The sequence below is a fragment of the Sedimentimonas flavescens genome (genome assembly GCF_025154035.1).
GTDB classification, from domain to species: Bacteria; Pseudomonadota; Alphaproteobacteria; order Rhodobacterales; family Rhodobacteraceae; genus Rhodobacter; species Rhodobacter flavescens.
The window spans coordinates 459,020-480,935 of record NZ_JAOALJ010000001.1 but is presented as its reverse complement, the minus strand read 5'-3'; the positions used below and the strand labels follow the sequence as shown (position 1 = coordinate 480,935).

15 protein-coding genes, 1 pseudogene and 1 riboswitch are annotated in these 21,916 nt (G+C 60.3%); of the genes and pseudogenes, 6 read left to right on the top strand and 10 right to left on the bottom strand.

Annotated elements, in window-relative coordinates; translation table 11 throughout:
- Positions 1 to 397: 397 nt before the first annotated feature.
- Positions 398 to 724 carry a hypothetical protein gene (locus N3C64_RS02300; RefSeq protein WP_260011417.1) on the bottom strand — a complete coding sequence of 109 codons (327 nt, stop codon included), beginning with the start codon at positions 722 to 724 and terminating at the stop codon, positions 398 to 400.
- Between the two features lie 115 nt (positions 725 to 839).
- Between N3C64_RS02300 and N3C64_RS02295 the strand changes: the two are divergent.
- Positions 840 to 1,374: pseudogene (locus N3C64_RS02295) on the top strand (DUF3489 domain-containing protein).
- 332 nt (positions 1,375 to 1,706) lie between these two features.
- On the opposite strand, the gene N3C64_RS02290 reads toward N3C64_RS02295, so the two are convergent.
- The 5 genes from N3C64_RS02290 to N3C64_RS02270 all read right to left on the bottom strand — a co-directional run bounded on the left by N3C64_RS02290 (position 1,707) and on the right by N3C64_RS02270 (position 3,883).
- Positions 1,707 to 1,973: a DUF7220 family protein gene (locus N3C64_RS02290; protein WP_260011414.1), complete on the bottom strand. Its 267-nt coding sequence runs from the start codon at positions 1,971 to 1,973 to the stop codon at positions 1,707 to 1,709.
- Complete coding sequence (locus tag N3C64_RS02285) at positions 1,970 to 2,341, bottom strand: hypothetical protein (protein WP_260011408.1); 372 nt, start codon at positions 2,339 to 2,341, stop codon at positions 1,970 to 1,972. Before N3C64_RS02285 ends, N3C64_RS02290 begins: the two co-directional genes overlap by 4 nt.
- Positions 2,342 to 3,197: 856 nt before the next feature.
- A complete protein-coding gene (locus tag N3C64_RS02280) occupies positions 3,198 to 3,410 on the bottom strand; it encodes a hypothetical protein (protein WP_375546089.1) in 213 nt (70 codons plus the stop codon).
- A 28-nt stretch (positions 3,411 to 3,438) separates the two neighbouring features.
- Entirely contained in the window at positions 3,439 to 3,669 is a 231-nt protein-coding gene (locus N3C64_RS02275) for a phage terminase large subunit family protein (protein WP_260011814.1), read from the bottom strand.
- Positions 3,659 to 3,883, bottom strand: coding sequence for a hypothetical protein (locus N3C64_RS02270; protein ID WP_260011406.1), 225 nt, complete (start codon positions 3,881 to 3,883; stop codon positions 3,659 to 3,661). The genes N3C64_RS02275 and N3C64_RS02270 overlap by 11 nt, the downstream gene beginning before the upstream one ends.
- 297 nt (positions 3,884 to 4,180) lie before the next feature.
- On the opposite strand from N3C64_RS02270, the gene N3C64_RS02265 reads away from it, so the two are divergent.
- From N3C64_RS02265 to N3C64_RS02245, 5 genes are read left to right on the top strand one after another with little or no spacing between them, the layout of a single operon-like run.
- A complete protein-coding gene (locus N3C64_RS02265; RefSeq protein WP_260011404.1) occupies positions 4,181 to 9,361 on the top strand; it encodes a DEAD/DEAH box helicase family protein in 5,181 nt (1,726 codons plus the stop codon).
- A gap of 3 nt (positions 9,362 to 9,364) precedes the next feature.
- Positions 9,365 to 12,130, top strand: a complete 2,766-nt coding sequence (locus tag N3C64_RS02260; protein ID WP_260011401.1) for a DEAD/DEAH box helicase — start codon at positions 9,365 to 9,367, stop codon at positions 12,128 to 12,130.
- A gap of 2 nt (positions 12,131 to 12,132) precedes the next feature.
- A complete protein-coding gene (locus tag N3C64_RS02255; RefSeq protein WP_260011399.1) occupies positions 12,133 to 16,047 on the top strand; it encodes an Eco57I restriction-modification methylase domain-containing protein in 3,915 nt (1,304 codons plus the stop codon).
- A 4-nt stretch (positions 16,048 to 16,051) separates the two neighbouring features.
- Positions 16,052 to 17,242: an ImmA/IrrE family metallo-endopeptidase gene (locus N3C64_RS02250; RefSeq protein ID WP_260011396.1), complete on the top strand. Its 1,191-nt coding sequence runs from the start codon at positions 16,052 to 16,054 to the stop codon at positions 17,240 to 17,242.
- Positions 17,239 to 17,991 carry an HNH endonuclease gene (locus N3C64_RS02245; protein ID WP_260011394.1) on the top strand — a complete coding sequence of 251 codons (753 nt, stop codon included), beginning with the start codon at positions 17,239 to 17,241 and terminating at the stop codon, positions 17,989 to 17,991. The genes N3C64_RS02250 and N3C64_RS02245 overlap by 4 nt, the downstream gene beginning before the upstream one ends.
- 140 nt (positions 17,992 to 18,131) lie before the next feature.
- Here N3C64_RS02245 and N3C64_RS02240 read toward each other — a convergent pair whose 3' ends face one another.
- From N3C64_RS02240 to guaD, 4 genes are all read right to left on the bottom strand, one after another.
- Positions 18,132 to 18,443 carry a hypothetical protein gene (locus tag N3C64_RS02240; protein ID WP_260011391.1) on the bottom strand — a complete coding sequence of 104 codons (312 nt, stop codon included), beginning with the start codon at positions 18,441 to 18,443 and terminating at the stop codon, positions 18,132 to 18,134.
- Positions 18,444 to 18,796: 353 nt separating this feature from the next.
- A complete protein-coding gene (locus N3C64_RS02235; RefSeq protein WP_260011388.1) occupies positions 18,797 to 20,131 on the bottom strand; it encodes a site-specific integrase in 1,335 nt (444 codons plus the stop codon).
- Positions 20,131 to 20,310: a hypothetical protein gene (locus N3C64_RS02230; RefSeq protein ID WP_260011385.1), complete on the bottom strand. Its 180-nt coding sequence runs from the start codon at positions 20,308 to 20,310 to the stop codon at positions 20,131 to 20,133. Before N3C64_RS02230 ends, N3C64_RS02235 begins: the two co-directional genes overlap by 1 nt.
- 2 nt (positions 20,311 to 20,312) lie before the next feature.
- A riboswitch (SAM-I-IV-variant riboswitch) is annotated at positions 20,313 to 20,425 on the bottom strand.
- 136 nt (positions 20,426 to 20,561) lie between these two features.
- A complete protein-coding gene (guaD, locus tag N3C64_RS02225) occupies positions 20,562 to 21,863 on the bottom strand; it encodes a guanine deaminase (protein WP_260011381.1) in 1,302 nt (433 codons plus the stop codon).
- Positions 21,864 to 21,916 lie beyond the last annotated feature (53 nt).

Below are 21,916 nucleotides of genomic sequence, written 5' to 3'. Positions count from 1 at the left end.
TTCTGGCGCTGTTCACGGCGCGATCAATGCGCTGTGGTGAACCGCACGCTGCATTTCAATGTCTAGGGCGTAACCACTGATTTAGTCGCTTGTGTGGCACCCCAAGAAGGTGATCGACAAGGCTTCCTTTACCGCCTGTCTCAGTAATCGTTCCCGCGAGTTCCTTCGCTCGGCCGGCCCGGTCAGCTCGCTGTCCACTCAAATGATGGCGCCTTGCCATGCATCGACTGCACGTCCTGTCATGGGGCGTTCATGCGTTGCAAAGTGGGACGCCCCGTATTTGCACAACCCTGCGCGCCGCCGTTCAAGTAAGGTGTACGGCTTCCGGGTGTCTCCGATGGTTGATTGTTCAAAAGCCTGCGGCGCCAACCGGTCCGGCGGCGCGAGCAAGCGGGTCTCAGAAGCGCCAGGATGGGGTCCAGGCGGCCTTGATCTGCTCGGCGGCAATCAGCGCGCCGCGCTTTTCCTCGGCTTCCATCCCGGCAAGATCAGCCCGCGCCGGAATTAAGCGCGCCCGCTCGTCCGCGTAGTCCGGCGCACCGGCCTGCGCCTTCGTCGCCTGATCGCGCAGATAGCGGAAATAGCCGCGCACGGAACCGATCAGGTCGTATTGGCCGCGCTTTGCCTTCGGGATCACGCCCTCGCGGCTCAGCTGCTGGACCCGGCGTTCCGGCAGATCGAGGAGCCGCGCGATCACGCCGATGGGTTGCGAGGCTGACGACATGAGATGATCCGCGCGATCGGATTAAAGCCATGTAATTGCAGAGATTATACTGGATGATGTGCTCCGGCAGAGCGAAGCTGATCCTACAAGAGCGATGGACCTCGCGGAGCCTGCCATGACCCAGCTTTCCGATGCCCAAGCCATCATCCTCAGCGCCGCCGCACAGCGGCCCGAGCACATCGCCCTGCCGCTGCCCGAGAGCCTGCGGGGCGGCTCCGCCGCGAAGATCGTTGGCGCGATGCTCGCGAACGGCTTCCTCGAATAGGTCCAAGCAGACATGCGCAAGGGCGAGCCCGTCTGGCGCGAGACCGGCGACGGCCACGGCGTCACGCTGGGTTGCCACCGATGCGGGACTTGCCGCCATCGGCATCGAACCGGACACCAATGCCGCCCGCGAACCCGCACCCAAGACGCGCACGCCACGCGAGGGCACCAAGCAGGCCACGCTGATCGCCATGCTGCGCGCGCCGGACGGCGTGACCATTGAGGAAATCATGGCCGCGACAGGCTGGCGGTCGCACACGGTGCGCGGCGCGATGGCAGGGGCGCTGAAGAAGAAGCTAGGGCTCGAGGTGACCTCGGAGAAAGTCGAAAACCGGGGGCGCGTGTGCAGCTTACGCAACCGAGCAATACAGCCAATCTCAGATTGACTTCAGGATTCTGAGAATGTTTAGGCCAATGAAAGAAATGTCCTAAAGAATAAAGGAACCGCTCTATGACAAAGTACCTTCTCGTCCTCGCGATGCTGATTGTCGCATCTCCAGTGACAGCTCAAGAAAGATTAGCCTTAGGCTTTGATCCTTCCATCAATGGGGAAACAATTTTGGCGGACGGAGAGATTCTGGCGTCGCAGTGGATCAACGATAGCAGTCAGAACTGGTACTTTGTGGTTCGTTATGCGCGACGGATCTGGAAGTGCGAAGAGCGCATTGGGTATATTTCGTGTCGTCAGATGGGAAGACGCTAAGTATCGAGTGTGCGATCAGTCACGATAATGCTTTGCCACGGCCTTCAAAGGCCAAGGCTTTTTGTTTGACCCAATCCGGATCGCCTCGAACATCCGCCGCAAGGCGAAGGACCGCACCATGCTCACCACGGTGAACACCGCACCCGTCTTCAGGTTCTGCGCCAGCGTCGTGTGCAGACCGAAGTTCGGGAAGATCAGGATTCGCGTGACCACCGTAATGCCGTAGCCTACGATCACGTTGGTGACGGCTTCGACCAGCGACATGAGGCGGGACTGCTTCACGCCGCTGCAACATCCATCGGCCAGCAGTTGAGCTGCCAGAGTTTTAAGCGCATGCGCCGCAACCAAGGGAACGACGCCGTTACCACAGAGGCCAAGCCGGTCCACCCGGTGGGCCAGCCCATCAGCGCCTCGACGAACAGCGGGTTCAAGGTCCGGCGCGCATCGGAGGCATCGCGCCCAGCCATCCGCGTCACTAGGATCTGGCGGCCAAGCATGCCGTTCACCGGCCTATATGCCAGCGTCGTTGCCCCGTCCTGGTGATCCCGCGCCGTCGGCGTCATCCAAATCTGACTGGCATGGGTGAAGTCCGGGTCTGGTGTTTGCCCGCGCTCGGATTGTTGCCGTCCGTTGCCTTTGGCGTCGGTCAACCCCGCGCCATCCGGTTGAGACCTTTCTCGTCGTGCCGGTAGCCGCCCTAGCTCCGAAGGCTGTCGCTCTGTGGCGTCGGCCACATCGCGGCCGTCGTCGCGAGGTCCATCCTTCGCTGCCCCGCTTCCTGCGACGGCGACGGTTTCGTCTGCCGGTTCTCGTCGGCGGTCGCCCTGGGCGTCGGCCAGAGCCGCAGCAGTTCCGTCTGGTTCCCGCCACTCGACCTCTCACCCGAGCCAGCGCACGGGGTCGACACATGGATACTATGTCTTGCCCGGCGGCTGAGCCTCTGATAGCTTAACGGTATAAAATTATTGGAAAAAGGCGAATTGAATGTTCTTCCGTATTGTCGGCGTAGTTTTTGCGCTCGAGATTTTGTCGGGCCTCACTAATTCAGTTTCGGCTCAGTCGCTTACATGCAGAACAGATAGCTTTGGGACCACGCGTTGCAGCGATGGAACGACCTACCGGACAGACAGCTTCGGAACCACTCGTGACAACAATGGCAATAGTTGGCGAACCGACAGCTTTGGCACCACGCGCGGGAGTGATGGCTCGACCTATAGGACGGACAGCTTTGGCACTACGCGGGACAATAAAGGCAATAGCTGGCGGACCGATAGCTTTGGTACAACGCGCGGTAGCAACGGGACCACGTGCCGAACCGATAGTTTCGGGACGCTTCGCTGCAACTAGTTTCGACTGGCGGTAGCTGAAACTTCTCCGATGTTAGCCAACAGCAATCCTAGCAGCGCAGGAGCAGAGCGAGAGGCCGAAGAGGCATTCGTCGCCTGTTCCGTCAGGCAGGCCTGCGGAAGGTAAAGCCAGGTCATCCATCTCTCAGCGATCTTTGGTCTAGAGGTCGTCGTGGGGCGTTCCATCCCCGTCGAGGACGGCCTGTTTCCCGGTGAATTTCTGCCTGCGCTGGACGGCCGCATCGACATCGGCCGGGTTCAGCTCGATGCCGTGGCCGACGCGGCCCGTGGTTTCCGCCGCGATCAGCGTAGCGCCCGAACCCATGAACGGCTCGTAGATCGGCGATTTTACCTTGGAGGCAGGGCGTGTCACGGGCCTTCGGTGAGAAGCAGTCCTTCGACTAGGTTTCCGCATCGCGCTGGGTCGGCATCACCGCCATGATAAGCGCAGGATCCTGATCGATGTGATAACCGCAGGCGTTGTTCAACACCGCAATCTTGCCGACCTGGGCGGAGGACATGATGATCACCGTTTCGGTCGAGGCGTCCGAGATCGCTTCCAAGATCCCGCGCTGATATTCGGCCCGGCTCGTGCGCCATTGCCCGGGTTCGGCGCGGGTCTCAGAGCTCAGCCGTCGGCTCTGATCCGCCTAAACGCCGATCATCAGTTCCGGTGGTGGGCGCAGCACCTTTGGCGCCGTCTCCACCGCCCGCTTCAGGATCGGTGAGCCCATCAATTTCAGCGCTAGCTTCGAGTTGGACATCTGGCTGCGCGAGATCATCGAGCACCTCGCGGATGGTCGTGCGGATCAGGTTCGCTTGCTCTTGCAAAACTACTGCGCTCATGGCTCTCAGCCACAGTTCGTTGCTGAGCTTGGAAACGGGAGAGACTGGACATTAACCCATTGCTCCCTCGGCATAACTGCGCCAAAGTCAATCAAACGGTCAGCATCCTGTGAGTGATTTTCTGGTCGATTGTACAACCGATGGGGAAATTATGCGCGCGAGAGAAACGGCGCTTGTCGCGGCGCCGGGCACTAGGGCACCTCAAGGTCATTCGGCTGCAAGGCCGCCAAGGGATGCGTGTTTCAAGGTGTACGTCTCTGAAGAAACCATGCTCCTACGCATCTAGCAGGCATTTCGATGAAAGCATTTGAGTTTGACCATCATCTCGTCGGTTCCTACGAGCGCTTTTCTCGCTCGTTCAGCTCGATCCGTTCCGATGATCTCAGCAAGCGTATTGACGCGGAATATGATGCCGGTCGCTTTTGGCCGGATGCGCTTCTCTCGCTAAACCCAAGGTTTCTCGCGGGGCCATCCGTAAATGAACTCGTTGCATCTGGTGACCTGGATGAGGGTACTGGTCAGGTGTTCCGGTTCGGTGAGGTGCCGTTGCGCTTTCATCGCCACCAGGCCGAAGCGATCGCGAAGGCGAAATCCAGCAAGAGCTACGTCGTCACGACGGGAACCGGTTCAGGTAAATCGCTGTGCTTTTTCGTTCCCGTAGTCGATGCGATTATCCGCGCTCTGCGCGCAGGAAAGCCGCGCAAGACCCGGGCCATCATTATCTATCCCATGAACGCCCTGGCAAACAGCCAGATGAAGGAGATCGACAAGTTCATCAGCCAATCCGGTCTGCCGGATCGCCTCAAGCCGGTGGTCAAACGCTACACGGGCCAGGAAAGCCAGGAAGAACGACAGAGGATCGCCGCCAATCCGCCGGATATCCTTCTGACCAACTACATGATGGCCGAGCTTTTGCTCACGCGCCAGGACGCTCTCGATACGCAGGTTATCAACAATGCTGCCGGTCTGGAGTTCATCATTCTCGACGAACTTCACACCTACCGTGGGCGCCAGGGCGCTGACGTTGCCGTTCTCGTCCGAAGGCTGAGAGACCGGTGCGCGCCGGAGAAAGCCCCGATTTGCATCGGAACCTCAGCGACGATGGCTTCAGAGGGCTCTGACGAGAGCAGGGCGCTTGCCGTTGCAAAGGTGGCGACGCGCCTGTTTGGCTCGGAAATCGGTCCAGACGCAGTCATCGATGAGGCTTTGCAACGTGCAACCGATGACACGATAGACCTGGAGCGCGCAAAAGCGAGATTGGCGTCGACGCTGAATGGCCCACTGCCGGATGTGCTAGATGACGGGACCCTAAGACGACATCCGCTGGCCGTGTGGGCGGAACTCGCTCTGGGGCTCGATGATGGGTTGGAGCTAAAACGCAAGAAACCCATTCCCTTTGAGGATGCGGTGGCCCTGCTCGCCGCCGATAGCGGCGTTGCCGCCGAACATTGCAGAGAGAGGTTGGAAGCTTTTCTGACCCGCGTGAGCCTTCCCGAGAAGCATCGTGGTGGCTCTGGGGACGGAGCCTTTCTCGCTTTCAAGCTGCACAGGTTCATTTCGGGTGCGGGGGAAATCTTCACGACCCTGGCAGAGCGCCCTCGGACCGTTCTCTTTGAGGGGCAGCTCGAGGACCCCGACGCGCCCGGCAATCGTTTGTATCCAACCCGTTTCTGCCGCGGCTGTGGGCATGAATACCATGTCGTCACGAAGACCGAGGATGACGGCCACATTCGCTTCCTGCCACGCAACATCGACGATACCCCGCTCGAGGCTGAGGAGGACGATGACGTCGCGGGATACCTCTGCCCGATCCCAGAGGGCGATCTGGAGTTTGCCTTCAACGGAGAGCTGGACGGCTACCCGGAGAGCTGGCGGGAAGAGCGAAACGGGGTGGAGCGCCTGCGTTCTTATCGCAAGAAACGCGCACCTGTTTCCTATGTCATCACCCCAGATGGCAAGCATGGTGCCGGCGGGCGAGATTTCTGGTTCATCCCGGGGAAGTTCGCGTTCTGCCTTTGCTGTCTGGATGAGCCAAACCAGGGGATGCGCGAGCGCAGCAAGCTCGCGGGTCTCTCAGGTGAAGGTAGAAGTTCAGCAACAACACTTCTCGTCGCAAGCGCACTTGAATGGATGAACCACCCGGAGAGCGGGGTTCCGAAAACCAAGCGAAAACTGCTCGGGTTCACCGACAACCGCCAGGACGCAGCGCTACAGGCAGGGCATTTCAATGACTTTCTGTTCGTCAGCCTTCTGCGCGGCGCGATCCTGCGTGCGATCATCAGCGCCGGCGAGGAGGGCCTGAGCGAGGACGAGTTCGGTTTGAGAGTGGTGAGGGCGCTGGGGTTCACATCGTCGAATGCGGATGCCCGTGCGCACTGGATGCTCGAACCGTCCGCGGGTGCAGTCATTCGAGATGATGCCCAGAGAGCCCTGGCGAAAGTTCTGGCGCATCGCGTCTGGACCGACCTTCGGCGCGGTTGGCGGTACACCAATCCAAGCCTGTTTGTCCTAAACCTGCTCGACGTCGACTTCGTCGGTGTGAAGGAAATTGCAGGGGATCGCGAAAGGCTGATGACGGTTCTTCCCGAGCTTGGAGATCTCTCCGAGGACCAGCGCTGCGACGTCTTGAAAAAACTGCTCGGAGCGATGCTGGAGGGGCTGGCGGTCAATACCGAAGCTCTTGACCTCGCCGTTCTCGACGGTGTGGCGCAGAAGTCCCGATCCCTGTTGCGCTCGCCCTGGGCGATTGATGCCAAGGAAAATCCAAGAAGCTGGTCTTGCCTCCTTCCACGTGCGCCGGGCAAGGGTGTCGTCGGCTTGCGCGAAGAACAAACCTTCCTGCGTGCAGGTCACAATTCCCGGATTGCTCGCCTGATCAACAAGCGCAGTGTCATCGGGACCAAGCTCGGCAAGCAGGATTACCTTGAGTTCATCGACCGGCTGCTTGCCCTGCTGGCAGACGAGGGATTGGTCGTTCCCGTTCATCTGGATGCCGACGTGGTGGGCTGGCGTCTGCGGCCCTCATCTGTTCGCCTGGTCCCCGGTGCTGCTCTGAAGGACGAGACCAAGCGTGGAAACCGGTATTTCCACGATCTCTATGCGTCGATCGCCGATGAGCTAGGCTCGGGCCGAAGCGCGTATTGGGGTCTGGAAGGTCGGGAGCACACGGCACAGGTGTCCCAGAAACAGCGTGAATGGCGCGAGTGGCGCTTCCGGTTCGAAGACGACGATCAGCAGAATCTCGGCACATCGGAGTACCGCTCGGAAATCGCCGCAACGGGTGAAAGTGACCAGTTTCTTCCCGCGCTCTTTTGTTCGCCGACGATGGAGCTTGGTGTCGATATCTCAGCCTTGAATGCTGTCTACTTGCGCAACGTTCCGCCGACACCGGCAAATTATGCGCAACGTGCGGGGCGCGCTGGGCGCTCTGGCCAGGCCGCAGTTGTGTTCACCTATTGCGCATCCGGTTCTCCCCATGATCAGTACTTCTTTGCGCGCCGCAACGATATGGTCGCGGGCGTGGTGCGTCCGCCCGCGCTTGACATCACAAATGAGGAGCTCGTTCGCTCACACCTGCATGCGGTGTGGCTTGCCGAGACCCGGCTTGCCCTTGCCGCGGACATTCCCGAAATTCTTGATCTTACCGGTGCTGGATATCCTCTGAAGGAGGAAATTCTTGCCGTGATATCACGGACTGATCTCGTTTCGCGTGCACGCGTGCCGATGAAGCGCGTACTTGCGCAAATCCTGGCCGGGGAAAGCACGGCAGCGCCGACCTGGATGGGCGATCCGGAAGAGTTCCTGCTGCAGGTTGCCATGACGGCACCCAAGGCGTTCGACCGCGCGTTTGATCGCTGGCGTGAGCTCTACAATTCTGCGCGTAATCAGTTGGCAGAGGCGAATGCACGTTCGGAAATCACGGGGCTTTCCGCTGCCGATCGTCGTAAGATCAAAGCCGCGCAGATGCAGGCCAGCGATCAGCTTGCGATCCTGGAGCAAGGCAAGGCGTCGAACGGTTCGGATTTCTACTCCTACCGGTACCTCGCGACCGAAGGGTTCCTGCCAGGCTACAACTTCCCACGATTGCCCTTGTATGCCTTCGTGCCGGGAGAGGGTAAAAGCGGCTCTTTCCTGTCGCGGGCGCGTTTTCTGGCGATATCCGAGTTTGGCCCGAGAAGCCTCATCTATCACGAGGGGCGCGCGTATCGCGTGATGAAGGCGAAGCTTCCCCCAGAAGTCCGCCAAGGCGACGGGTCGGAGCTCGCGACGAAGGACATATACATCTGCCCGAATTGCGGGGCTTGCCATGAGGGCGAGGTCGAGCGTTGCCATGGCTGTGATACACATATGGCCGGCGAGGTCCCGGTGAAGCGTACGCTGCGGATCGACAACGTGGAGGCTGCTCCGATCGAGCGCATCACGGCCAACGATGAGGAAAGGGTGCGCCAGGGGTTCGACATCCAGACCATCTTCGCCTGGCCGCGAAAGGATGGTCAGCTACAGGTCACGAATGCAGAGTTCAAATGTGGCGAAACATCACTGTTGGCGCTTCAATATGCCAATAGTGCGGAGATCAGCCGCCTCAACAAGGGCTTGAAACGACGCAAGGATCAGACCGTTCTGGGCTTCAATATCGACCCAAGGACGGGCTATTGGGCGAAGTCGGAAGACGAAGACGCGGAAACTGAAACCCCGCCTGATGTCGTCAAGCCGGTTCGGATCGTGCCGATCGTCCGGGACAGAAAGAACGCTCTGCTGTTCCGCTTCAAGTCGCCGGAGAAGTTCGAACCTGAAACGATCACGACCGTCCAGCACGCGCTCATGCGGGGCATCGAGGTCGTCTATCAGCTCGAGGAAGGAGAAATCCTAGGCGAGCCGCTGCCGGCGCGCGATAACCGCCGCGCGATACTTGCCTACGAAGCCACAGAAGGCGGTGCTGGGGTTCTGACCCGCCTGATCGACGACCCCAAGGCTGTCGGGGAAGTCGCTCGAACGGCACTCGCACTCATGCATTTCGAAAACATCGAGGCGGCGATCTCCGCCGGCGATGCGAGCCTGCTCACCGAAAAGGAGGGCGAAGCCTGTATCCGTGGCTGTTATCGATGCCTGTTGTCTTATTTCAACCAGCCGGACCATGAGAAGATCGATCGAAGCAGCGCGGAAGTCGCCCAGCTGTTGATCGATCTGGCACGGGGTACGACCATATTGGAAGCACGCTCAGCCGTTGATGGAACGTCTTCTCCGTGGCTCAGAGCCTTTGACGACGCTGGGTTGCCACCCCCCGACACGCTGCCCGCCAAATTTGCGGGAGTTGAGGTGGAATTCGCCTGGCGCAGCCATGGGGTGGCCGCGACCGTCCAGAGCATTTCGCCTGAAATGGTCATGGACGCTTCTGGCAAAGGGTGGGAGCTGGTCAACCTGCCCGCGGAACCGGATGGCGGTGTTCCGGATGAACTTGTGACGCTTCTGAAAGGGTAAGCCATGACGCTGAACTTTGCTCCTGGCGATCTGGTGCGTGCCCGCGGGCGTGAGTGGGTCGCGCTGCCATCGCCGCGGCCTGGGGTGCTTGCCCTGCGCCCGCTTTCAGGCAATGAAAACGACGTTGTCCTGCTTGATCCGGCGCTCGAGATTTCAAGCGTCGAGGCGGCAAGATTTGATCTGCCCGACGATGCAAGATCGACCGTCCAGGCCAAGGCCGCACTGCTTGCAGATGCCTTGCGCCTCACACTGCGGCGCGGCGCGGGTCCTTTTCGATCTGCTGCGCAACTTGCGTTTGAGCCTCGGACCTATCAGCTCGTCCCGCTGCTGATGGCCCTCCGCCTGCAAGTCCCGCGCCTGTTGATCGCGGATGATGTCGGGATCGGCAAGACGATCGAGGCGGGGCTCATCCTGCGCGAATTCATGGACCGCGGTGAACTCGATGCCTTCTCGGTGCTGTGCCCGCCGCACCTGGTGGATCAATGGATCATCGAGCTCAAGGACCGGTTCGGGATCGACGCGGTCCCCGTGACCTCAGGCACCGCCGCGCGGCTCGAGCGCAATCTGCCACTCGCGCAGACCCTTTTCGATGCCTATCCCTTCACGGTTGTCAGCCTCGACTACATAAAGGCCGAGAAGCGCCGAGAAGGCTTTGCGCGGTCCTGTCCCGATTTCGTCATTGTCGATGAGGCGCATGCTTGCGTCGGGACGCACAAGGGCAAGCAACAACGCTTCGACTTGTTGCGGGGGCTCGCGAAGGACGCGGAACGGCGGATCATCATGCTGACAGCGACACCGCACTCTGGAGACGAGGAAGCGTTTGGGCGCCTGTTGTCGTTGATCGATCCGGAGTTTGCCTCGATGAACTTTGACAGCACGAAGTACCGTGAGCGTCTCGCGCGACATTTCGTGCAGCGTCGGCGTGTGGACCTGATCGAGGGCGACTGGGACGAAAACCGCTCATTCCCTAAGCACGAGACCCGGGAATTTCCATATCGCCTGTCGGTAGATCATCTGGGGTTCCAGGAAGCGGTCCTGGATTACTGCCTGTCAGTCGTCTCAAAAGCAGGAGATCACAAGAAGGATCAGCGACTGGCATTCTGGGGCACGCTCGCCTTGATGCGCTGCGTGGGGTCTTCTCCCGCCGCAGCACTCAGCGCCCTCAGGAACCGCGCCAACAATGAAGCGGAACGTCTGGAGCCGCAAATCTATGACGAAGACGGCGATGACGAGGACGCCGTCGACGTTGAACCGAACACGATCTTTACGAACGATCCCGCCCTCCAGGGCCTGCTGCACCAAGCATCGGACCTCCTCAACAAGCCGGACCCGAAACTTGATGCACTGATCAGCGCCCTGAAGCCACTGATCAAGGCTGGGGCCAACCCGGTGGTGTTTTGCCGATATCTCGCGACCGCTGAGCACGTCAAAGACGGGTTGCGCAAGGCGTTTCCGAAGTTGAACATCGCATCCGTGACGGGAGAACTGACGCCGGATGAACGTCGGGACCGCGTTGCGGAAATGGCCATCGAAGACGACAGCCAAGCTGTTCAGCGTATTCTTGTCGCGACCGATTGCCTTTCGGAGGGGATCAACCTTCAGCAGCTGTTCGATACGGTCGTGCATTACGACCTGTCGTGGAACCCGACCCGGCATCAGCAACGAGAGGGAAGGGTCGATCGCTTTGGCCAGCCGGCTGAATTGGTCCGGTCCATCATGATGTACTCTCCGGAAAGCGCCATCGATGGTGCGGTGCTCGATGTCATCTTGAGAAAGGCCGCGGAAATTCGCAAGGCAACCGGCGTTACGGTGCCCTTGCCAGACGAGCGCGGCCCCGTGACCGATGCCCTGATGGCGGCGATGATGTTGCGTCGTGGGGGGCACAAGCAGCTGACATTGGACTTGCGGCTCGACGATGGTTCGCACGCGATGGAGGCACGTTGGCGGGATGCCAGTGAAAACGAGAAAAAGTCTCGTGCGCGCTTCGCACAGAATGCGATGAAGCCTGCAGAAGTTGCTCCTGAGTGGACCAAGGCCAAGGCTCTCCTGGGCTCGCCGGATGACGCACAGCTATTCGTTGAGCGCGCCATGTCCCGGTTTGGTGTGCCTCTCGAGAAAAAGCGCTCGGTGTTCCTGGCACATGTGCATGCGCTTCAGGACAGCTTGAGAGAAAAGCTGGAACAACGTGGACTCGAGAAATCAGTAAGGCTCGCCACTGCCGAGCCCGCGCCCTCGGGCGCCTCGCTTCTGACGCGGACCCATCCGCTGACCGCATCGCTTGCCGAGAGCCTTCTTGAGGCCTCACTTGATGCGGAGGCGCTTCCCGACCTGGGCATTGGCCGTGTCGGCGCATGGCCGTCGACGGCGGTCCCTGCACTGACCCGCCTGGTACTTTTGAGGATACGTTACAAGTTGACCATCCATGCCCGCAAGGAACGGCTGCTGCTGGCAGAGGAGGCCGCGCTGGTGGCCCTGCAGGGGGGCAGCGTCATCGCGTCAGGGGACGCCGCTCGAGAGTTGTTGAATACCCCTGCGACGGCCGATCTGGCTCCAGTCGCAAGGGACCGGATGATCGAGGCCGCGAGGTCCGATCTGGCGGCTCTTCTTTCTGGACCTCTCGCGAGTTTTGCGAAAAGCCGTGCCGAAGAGCTGGTGGCCGATCACGCGCGTCTTCGCGCCGCGGCCGGTTCCGCTTCGCGCGTCAGCGTGGAGCCGGTGCTCCCGACCGATGTGATCGGATTGTTCGTAATGATGCCCGGAGAAGTTTAATCATGGCCCGCAAACCGATTACGGATATGTCCGCGTGGCCGTCGGTCAGCCTCGAAGGGAACCTGATCGCGCCCGCGATGATCGCAAAGATCGATCAGCGAACCGCTCCCGAACAGGCACCAGAGGATTATGCCGTCCGCAAGGGTCTCACGATCCGGGAGGAGATCGCGACCGCATTTCGCGTGGCGCAGTCCCACTTCGACGCGTTCGCAAAGCTTGAACATCCTTCACAAGATGCAACGCGCAGGTTTGTCGCGGGCTTTCTCAAGGAAGCCTTTGGCTATGACGATCTTGGCTCTGCAGATGCTCCTGTCACCTTGATCGCGAGTGATCGCGTTCCCGTCGTCGTAGTTCCGCCAAGCGAGGCGCTGGATCGACGTAGTCCTACCCTGTCAATAGATCGGTCTCGTTCACCGGCGTTTGCGCTTCAGGACTATCTCAATGACAAGGATGAGGCGCTTTGGGGTATCGTCACCAATGGTGCCCAGCTTCGCCTCATGCGGGACAACGCCTCTCTGACCCGGCCGGCCTATATCGAGGCTGATCTCGCCCAGATATTCGTGAACGAAGACATCGCCTCCTTTGGCGTTCTGTGGCTCCTGCTGCACCGAACGCGCTTTGGTCTCGCGGGCGCTTCGGCAACGGATTGTGCCCTGGAACGCTGGCGGGACGCCGGATCGAAAGAAGGGGAGGCGGCACGCGATCGACTGGCGGGGCAAGTTCAGATCGCGCTCACGGTCCTGGGCTCAGGATTTCTGGAGGCCAACCCCGATCTGGCCGCCAAGTTGAAATCCGGGGAGGAAAACCTCACAACGTGGTTCAACGAACTTCTGCGCCTCGTCTACCGCCTGATCTTCCTCATGGTGGCCGAAGACAGGAACCTTCTGCATCCAACGAAGGCCAAGCCCGAGGCCCGCGCCCTCTACGCCCAGGGCTATTCGCTCCAGTCGCTGCGCAAGCAATGTTACCGCGCCGCCACCTGGGACAAGCACCATGACCGCTACGAGGGGGTAAAGATCGTCTTCCGCGCCCTCACGCATGGCCAGCCCGCCCTTGCGCTGCCGGCGCTTGGCGGTCTATTCGCCGAAGACAGGTTGCCCCACCTCGAAACCGCCCGCTTGCGCAACCGCGCCTTCATGGAGGCGCTCTATCGCCTCTCCTGGCTTGCCGACAAGACCGGCATGGTCCCCGTCAACTGGCGCGCGATGGAGACCGAGGAACTGGGCTCCGTCTACGAATCCCTCCTCGAACTGCAGCCCCAGCTGGGCGACGACGGCAAGACGCTCGTCTTCGCGTCAGAGGCGGCCGAGCAGAAGGGCAACCAGCGCAAGACCACCGGTTCCTACTACACGCCCGACAGCCTCGTTCAGGCGCTGCTCGACACCGCGCTCGACCCCGTGCTCGACAAGACCGAGGCCGAGGCGGACGATCCCGCCAAGGCGCTGCTGAAACTCTCGGTCATCGACCCCGCCTGCGGCTCGGGTCATTTCCTGCTGGCCGCCGCCCGCCGCATCGCCACGCGGCTCGCGCGCATCCGGGCCGAGGGCACGCCCTCTCTCGCCGACTTCCGCCATGCCCTGCGCGATGTCGCGCGCTGCTGCATCCACGGGGTGGACCGCAACCCGATGGCGGTGGAGCTGACCAAGGTCGCGCTCTGGATCGAGACGGTGGACCCCGGCCTTCCCCTCGGCTTCTTCGACGCGCAGATCCGCTGCGGCGATGCGCTGCTCGGCGTGTTCGACCTGCAGGTGCTGCAGGACGGCATTCCCGATGCCGCCTACAAGCCGCTGACCGGCGACGACAAGGAAACCGCGAAATACTACCTCAAGGCCAATCGCGATGCGACGGCGGGCCAAGGCGGGTTCGACTTCGGCACCGGTCAGGCGTCGATGCCCGCGATGAAACCGCTGGCGCTGGATTTCTCGGGCTTCCGCGACCTGCCCGAGGATACGGTCGAGCAGATCGGCGCCAAGGCCAAGCGGTTCAAGGAACTGCGCAAGGGGCAGACCTTTGTCCGCGCCAAGGCGGCGGCGGACCTTTATGTGGCCGCTTTCCTGCTGCCCAAGGTGGGCGGCGCACCGGCGGGGGCATCGGCCCGCACCGTGCCGACGACCGAGGAATTGTGGATGGCCCTCAATCAGGGCAAGATGCGCCAGGCGATGATCGAGGCGCCCAAGGCCGCCCGCAACGCCCGCGCCCTGCATTGGCCGCTGGAGTTTCCCGATGTGATGCAGCGCGGCGGGTTCGACGTGGTGCTGGGCAACCCGCCGTGGGAGCGGATCAAGCTGCAGGAGCAGGAGTTCTTTGCGTCCCGCTCGCCCGAAATCGCAAAGGCATCAAACAAGTCTGCACGAGACAAGTTGATCAAAGCTCTGGGTAGTGCCCCGGCCGGGAGCCAAGAAGCTGATCTTTTCGCCGCCTTTTCAAACGCCAAACGCGAGGCTGAAGCTTCAAGTGAATTCGTCCGCGTGCCAAGCGTTGATGGCGGACGCTTTGCGCTAACTGGGCGGGGTGATGTGAACACATACGCGCTCTTCGCTGAACTTTTCCTAAAGTTGGCGAACCGTCGCGCGGGCGTTATCGTTCCAACGGGGATCGCAACTGACGACACTACCAAAGTCTTCTTTCAGGCTCTGATCGAGAACGAGCGTCTTGTTTCCTTGTTCAGCTTCAAAGAGGTTCGCGCCCATTTCCTTGCAACAGATGATCGCAAGTCATTCTGCTTGCTAACGATGGGTGAAAGCTACGCGAAGCCAAGGTTCTCTTTTTCGTTGGATGCAACAGCGGAAATATCTGACGCCAGGCGAAATTTCTCTCTGTCCCAAAATGAGATAGCCTCAATCAATCCCAATACCAGAACGGCACCTGTATTTCGGTCTCGGGCTGACGCTGAGATGACTGCGAAAATTTATTCTAACGCAGCAGTCTTAATTGAAGAAAGTATGGGGAAGGACGGAAACCCTTGGGGTGCATCGTTTGTCGCGATGTTCCATATGTCGAACGATTCCGAGCTGTTTCGCACCAAATCGCAGCTAGATGATGAAGGGTTTTCTCTGGTCGGGATGAATTGGACCAGGAGAGATGAATTTTATGTGCCTCTATACGAGGCAAAAATGGTTCATCAGTTTGATCATCGTTTTGGTGATGCCAGGACTCTTGAAGAGCGTCCCTCAAACTCGCCATGGCCTCGCTTTGAAAAAGTTGGAAGCAACTGCGATAGCTCTGAAATACTTCCTTGGTATTGGGTTCCGGAATCAGCAGTAGCTGAGAAGCGCTCTAAGGCAGAAGGCAAGGCTTACTGGATTGTTTTTAGGAGCATCGCTCGAACCGGTGATGAAAGAACCATCATTTCGTGCGCTCTGCCTCAAATTGGCTTGAGCGGCAAGCTCCCAGCATTGCTGACCGATCAGCCGCCGGTGAAAGATGCAGCGCTTCTCGGTTCGCTCAATTCGCTCGTAATCGACTATGTTGCTCGATTGAAACTTGGCGGCACGGACTTGGCTTTCCACTATGTAAAGCAGTTTCCTGTCCTGCACCCCGACTTCTACACTGAACCCCGTCTCGCCTTCATCACCCCGAAGGTGCTGGAACTCACCTACACCTCGTACAGCCTGGCCCCCTTCGCCCGCGATCTGGGCCATGACGGCCCGCCCTTCGCCTGGGACGAGGACCGCCGCGCGCACCTCCGCGCCGATCTCGACGCCTTCTACGCCCGCGCTTACGGCCTGACCCGCGACGAGCTGCGCTACATCCTCGACCCCGCCGACGTGAAGGGCCCCGACTACCCCTCGGAAACCTTCCGCGTCCTCAAGGAAAAGGAAATCCGCCAACACGGCGAATACCGCACCCGCCGCCTCGTCCTGGAAGCCTGGGACCGGATGGAAGCCAACGGCGAATTCACGGCGATGGGGATGTAACGCCGTGCCCCATGTAGACGATGAAAGGTACTGGACGCTCCGAGAACGCCTGCGGGCCGCCGAGATCAGGTTCTGTGATCCTGACAATATGTCGTTTGAGGGCGCCCTGCATTCGTTCAGCCAAGGGCTTCGCAGCGTGGTGCGCGTTCATGGACGTGATGTCGACATTGTCGAAGCAAAGCGTTGGTTCCGAGTCCATCTAAAAGAGCAAATGTACACCCACGAGCTACCGGAGCCCTCTACGCCCGGAACTCGCCTCGTCCGCCCATTGATGGACCGTGCGGACATTATACCGGATGAGGATATTTTGGCGCTTGGCCGCGCATTCTCCAAACCACTCGCCACGGTTAAGAGGGACTTGTTTGAGGCTGCAGACGAAGCGGAAGAGGAACGCAATCGAGCACTCGTCGACCAGTTGATCGCGGACACGCGGCTCTACGACACGGCAAAGGGCGTCAAGGAGCTCCTAGAGTTCACGGCCCGGATGCGGCACATCGCACCATTCAACGCCATGCTGTTGCACATCCAGAAGCCAGGCTTGAGTTTTGCGGCTCGACCAAAGGACTGGCTGGATCGCTTCCTTCGATGGCCTAAGGCCCACGCGCGCCCACTTGTCGTCCTGCGGAACTTTGGACCGGTCGAGTTCTTCTACGATATTCTCGACACTGAGGGCGAGCCACTACCCGACGCCGCACTCTCATTCCCCACATCGGGTGATGTGCCCGAGCGCTGGCTGTCCTTGGTAGAGCAGAGGCTTCGCGAAGTAGATATCCACATCGTGTGGCTTGATCGTGGGGACTATACAGCGGGACATGCACGCCGCCTGACCAACCACGGAGAGAAGCAACGGCTGGAACGCTTTGAGGTCGGTGTGAACCGAAACCACCCACCGGCATCGCAACTCGTCACGCTGGCGCACGAACTGGCGCACATCTTCCTCGGTCACTGCGGCGGCGATGAGAAGCGTGGTGTAAAGTTCAATCGGCCCGAGGCCCTGGCGCTGCGGGAGGTTGAAGCCGAGACAGTGGCTTATCTAGTGGCCAAGAGAACGGGTCTGTCCCCACGTAGCGAAAGCTATCTCGATCGTTACCAAGGGGGATTTGATCACCTGGACTTTCATCGGATTTTCAAGGTCGTCAGCAGGGTCGAGAAGCAATTGGACCTCCCGTTTCGCGAGATGCGGATATTCCAATGACGCTCGAGAACCCCCAATCTTTCATCACGCGCCAGGAATGCGACAAGGTCGCGTTCCAAAATGGCTTCCGCCGGCGTCACGACGAGTGTAATGGCTGGAAGCACTACAGTTCAACGACGGCGCAAGGCTCGATCTGGCTCGCGCGCGATGCTGACGACCTTTGGCTTCTCGCCATCGACCATGGGGGCGTGATCAAAGAGCTCGGCATCCCCAGCGTGGCTATCGAGGGGCCAGGCTTAGCGCGCTATTCCTTCGCTACACTAGCTCAGCTCTATGCCGTAATGCCACGCCTCTATCAGCTGGCAAACAGTCTGCCTGATGCGCCGTTGCAGGATTATCTCCACCGTACGATAAACCTTCCGAACACGACTGAGGCAGAACGTCTCGTTATCCAAAGGGTAGGGCAGGAGGTCTTTCGCGAGCGTCTCGTTGATTACTGGCAAGGCGAGTGCCCACTGACCGGTATCACTGACGGTGCGCTCCTTAGAGCATCGCACATTAGACCATGGGCGGACTGCACCAGCGATGAGGAGCGGCTGGATGTGCACAACGGATTACTTCTGTCCGCGCTCTGGGATGCCGCCTTTGACCGTGGGCTCGTGAGTTTCGGCGACGATGGCCATCCGATGTTTTCATCGACGCTCGGAGAAATGGCTCGTCGCGCTCTTGCTTGGAGAGAGCCGATCCCCTTGAGCGAGGGGCACAGAGAGCGACTTTCCTGGCATCGCGATAACCTGTTCATTCGCTAGAGTGCTGATCTATGGTTTCGATTTGTGCAGATTGTAATGCGCCTCTGCTCAGAGCCCCCATGTCTTGGGGGGCGCTCTACGCCGCATGAAGGCTTGTATCTCCACAAGAATATCCAACTCGGAGGTGTTACCGTTTTGGGCTAGACCCAGCTTCCCCGTTCGACGGTCACGCCCTCCCGCTCAAGGAGCGTGGCCAGGTGTTGGAAGCCCAGGGGTTCGTGCTGATTGAAAGCATACTGAAAGAGTACACGCATCAGTGTCGCGGCCTGCGCCCGCGGCACAACAAGCCATTGTTCATAGTCCCAGTCGCCGTAGGTACGCTCGACCGATGCGCCTGTATCGCATTGATCAATGCGAATATCCCATGCATCCGTAAATGTCAGGCTGACGTGGGTCCCTTCGTTCTGGCCGTCGAGCTCCCATTTCTTGCTGAAGATTTCAAAGCTTTGCATTTCGCTTTCCCATCGCGCGCTTGTATTCCAATCCCGATCTTATGAGCCTCGCAGGGGTGCACAAGCATATTGATCAATCACTTAAATCCATGCAGGCGATGGTTGAGCCCCGCGATTGCCTGGAGGCAAAGCGCCACACGTTCAAACGGGATCTCGATGCGGGTTGAAGCTTGATAGAGCTGAGCGATTTGCTCAGTGCCCCTCAACTGAGTGCTGGTCGGCCCGCAAAGGCGCCCTGTTTGATGGTGTTCCCGTCTGTTCGTTAGGAGGAGAACACCAGCATGCAGCGGGATCGAGCGTCTGGCGGCTCGTTCGGTGGCGCCTGTAGAGAGGATGATCCTGCGACCGGGCAGTTAGAGCATCTCTGCGTCACCCGGGCGATCGACCCTGGCGAGTTTCTGCTCCTCGGTCGCGCCGTCCCGTGCGTAGTGTCGAATGAGCGTCGCCACATCGCTGCTTCCGATCATGTGGGCGATCTCGCTCGGCGGTAAGGCAGGCTCGCCTGTCGCCCATTCGGTTACCCGGCTCGCACGAAGATCGTGGATGCAGAGGTCGCTCGTGATCCTGGCAACCTTCTTCACTTGCAGGAAGGCATCTCGAAGCGTCGTCTCGCTGAAGGTGCCGAAGACGAGGTCATCGTTGCCAACGGGGCGGCCTTCCGCTCTGTGCCTTTCATGGATGCGCTCCAGGATCGGGAGAGTGGCGGTTGGCAGTTTCATCGTATGTGCTCCGTTCTTGCGGTTCTCATCAGGGCGATCCCACTCGCGGACCGTAGGGTCGAGGCGGAGGTGTCCCCAGCGAGCCTTCAACCACTCCCCCTTTCGTGCTGCGGTAAGATAGATGAGGCGCAGCGCGTCAATCTTGTCTTTGACAGCCTCACGGTGGCGCCCAGTCGCCGCTCCCCTGGATGCCTCGACGGATTTGAGCGCCCTGAAGAACCGGTCACGTTCCTCGGCATTCATCACCGTCGTCCTTGGCTGAGCCGCGAAATCCTTCTTGTTGATCTCCATCTCGGCGAAGATCGTCGCGTCCACCGACTTCATCGACCGGCGGGCGTGCTTCAACATCGGTTGAAGTAACCCACGCGCCTTGTTGGCAGCCTGAGGGCCATGGTTTTCACGAATGTAGACCATCAGGTCTTCTGCATCGCTCGTCGTCAGGGCAGCGAGCGGCTTGTCGCCCCACACCTTGGCCGCTCGTTCGACGGCAAGTTCCGCTTGCCTGGCTTCTCGCCCCTTGTAGGGTTTCGTCTTCGTCCGTCTGGCCAGGTATTCCTTGCCCAACTGAGTGATGGTCTTCTCCGCTTCTGCCCGGGCATCCCGCGCGGCCTGCTCGACCTCGGCTGCTGCTTCCTTGGCTTCTTGCTGTTCGGTCGTCGTCAATCCGGACTTCTGCGCGGCGGCAACGAAATTTCGGGCTTCCTGGCGTAACTCGTCTATATTGCCACTTTTGGCGAGCCACGCGCGAAGGCTTCTGTGCAGGACCTTCTTTGATTGCTTGGCTTTCCGGCCTTCACCGACCCGATAATACACCAAGATGGTGGCATCGCCGGAAGTGGCGACCCGAACGCCTAGGCTTCCGAAGCCACGCCCGTAGCCCGCGTCCCAGGCGATGTAGGGCGTTGCTTTTGCCTTCAGCCTCTCCATTGCACCCTTGCTGCTGAATGTGATCTTTGCGGTGCTCTTCATCACATCCGTCCCTTGCCGGTGAACGTGACGCAGCGACGCCGTTTGGGCAGGCTGACAGAGGCCGCGCCGCCAGAGGTTCGGGTCTTCAAGGCATGTTCTTTCCGAAGTGAGCGCAGTTCCTTGAAAATCGCGCGCAACTCGGCCCGGGCTTGCTGCCTGGAATAGGCATCGTTGGTCATGGGGATAGCCTCCGTCTTGCGGCTTCTCGCCGCCGCATCTGCCGTTTGGCGAACCACCCTGCGAGGCCGGGTTGGTGGGTACGCGCTTGCTCGCGTACCACTCTGGATGCAGCTCGGAATATATTATGTGCCGTGGCTATTTGCAATGCGTGGTAGCACGGATGGTAGCACATTGGACTGATGCGATGACATGTCAGCCGTCGTCATCTGACGTCCAACATCAATCGAGAAAATGGAAAGATAACAAGATTTCAATGGGTTGATGGTCTATGACCAGTCCTCAGCTTTCCGGCAACATATACGGCCGTAATGGCACGGTCGTCGCCCATCATGATCGTGGGGAAAAGCGCCTCCCAGAAGCTATCGGCGCGGGCGCTGCGTTGCGCGATCACCGAGGTTGAGGCGAGGTCGAGCACGATCAGGTCGGCCTCCATCCCCGGTGCGATATTGCCGATCCGGTCGCCCACCCGCAGCGCATTGGCCGAGGCCCCGGTCGCCAGCCACCACAGCTGCGCGGGGTGCAGCGGGTTGTGGCGCAGCTGCGCGATCTCATAGGCGGCGGCCATGGTGCGCAGCATCGAGAAGTTCGACCCGCCCCCGGTATCGGTGGCCAACCCCACCCGCAGGCGCGGCGCAAGGTGGGCCATGTCAAAGAGCCCCGATCCGATGAAGGTGTTCGAGGTCGGGCAATGCACCAGCGCCGCCCCCACCTCGGTCAGCCGGTCGATCTCGCGCGGTTCCAGGTGGATCGCGTGGCCGTAAAGCCCGTTCGGACCCAGCAGACCGAACGCCTCGTAAGTGTCGAGGTAATCGCGCGCCTCGGGGAAGAGGCCCTTGAGCCAGGCGATCTCGTCCACCTGTTCGCTCAGATGGGTCTGCATCAGGCAGTCGGGATGCTCGGCCCAGAGCGCGCCGAGCGCTTCAAGCTGCGCGGGCGTTGACGTGGGGGAGAAACGCGGCGTGATAACGTAGGACAGGCGCGCGCGGTTGTGCCAGTGCTCCAGCAGCGCCTTTGACTGATCATAGGCGCGGGCGGGGGTGTCTTGCAGCCCTTCGGGGGCGTTGCGGTCCATGCAGGTCTTGCCCGCGAAGGCACGCATCCCGCGGGCTTCGGCGGCGGTGAAAAAGGCGTCCACGCTTTCGGGATGGATGGTGCAATAGCTGCACATCGAGGTCGTGCCGTGATCCAACGCGAGGTTAAGGTAGGTGTCGGCCACCTGCGCGGCATAGGCGGGATCGCCAAAGCGCATCTCTTCGGGGAAGGTATAGGCGTTGAGCCAGTCGATCAGCCGCTTGCCCCAACTCGCGATAATCGCGGTCTGCGGGTAATGTACATGGGCGTCGATGAACCCGGCCGAGATCAGCCCGGCGCCATAGTCATGCACCTGCGCCTGCGGATAGGCCGCGCGCATCGCGGCAGCCTCGCCCAACGCCACGATCCGGCCATCGGCGACCACGACGCCGCCCTGCGCGATGTGATGCGCGGCCTCGGGGCCCTCCAGCAGCGGATCACCCGAGAAATGGATCACCTGTCCCAGTAGCAGTTCGGTCATGCGCGCCTCCGTTTTAAGGGCCATGCTAGGGGTTCGCGCGGGGCGCGGCAATC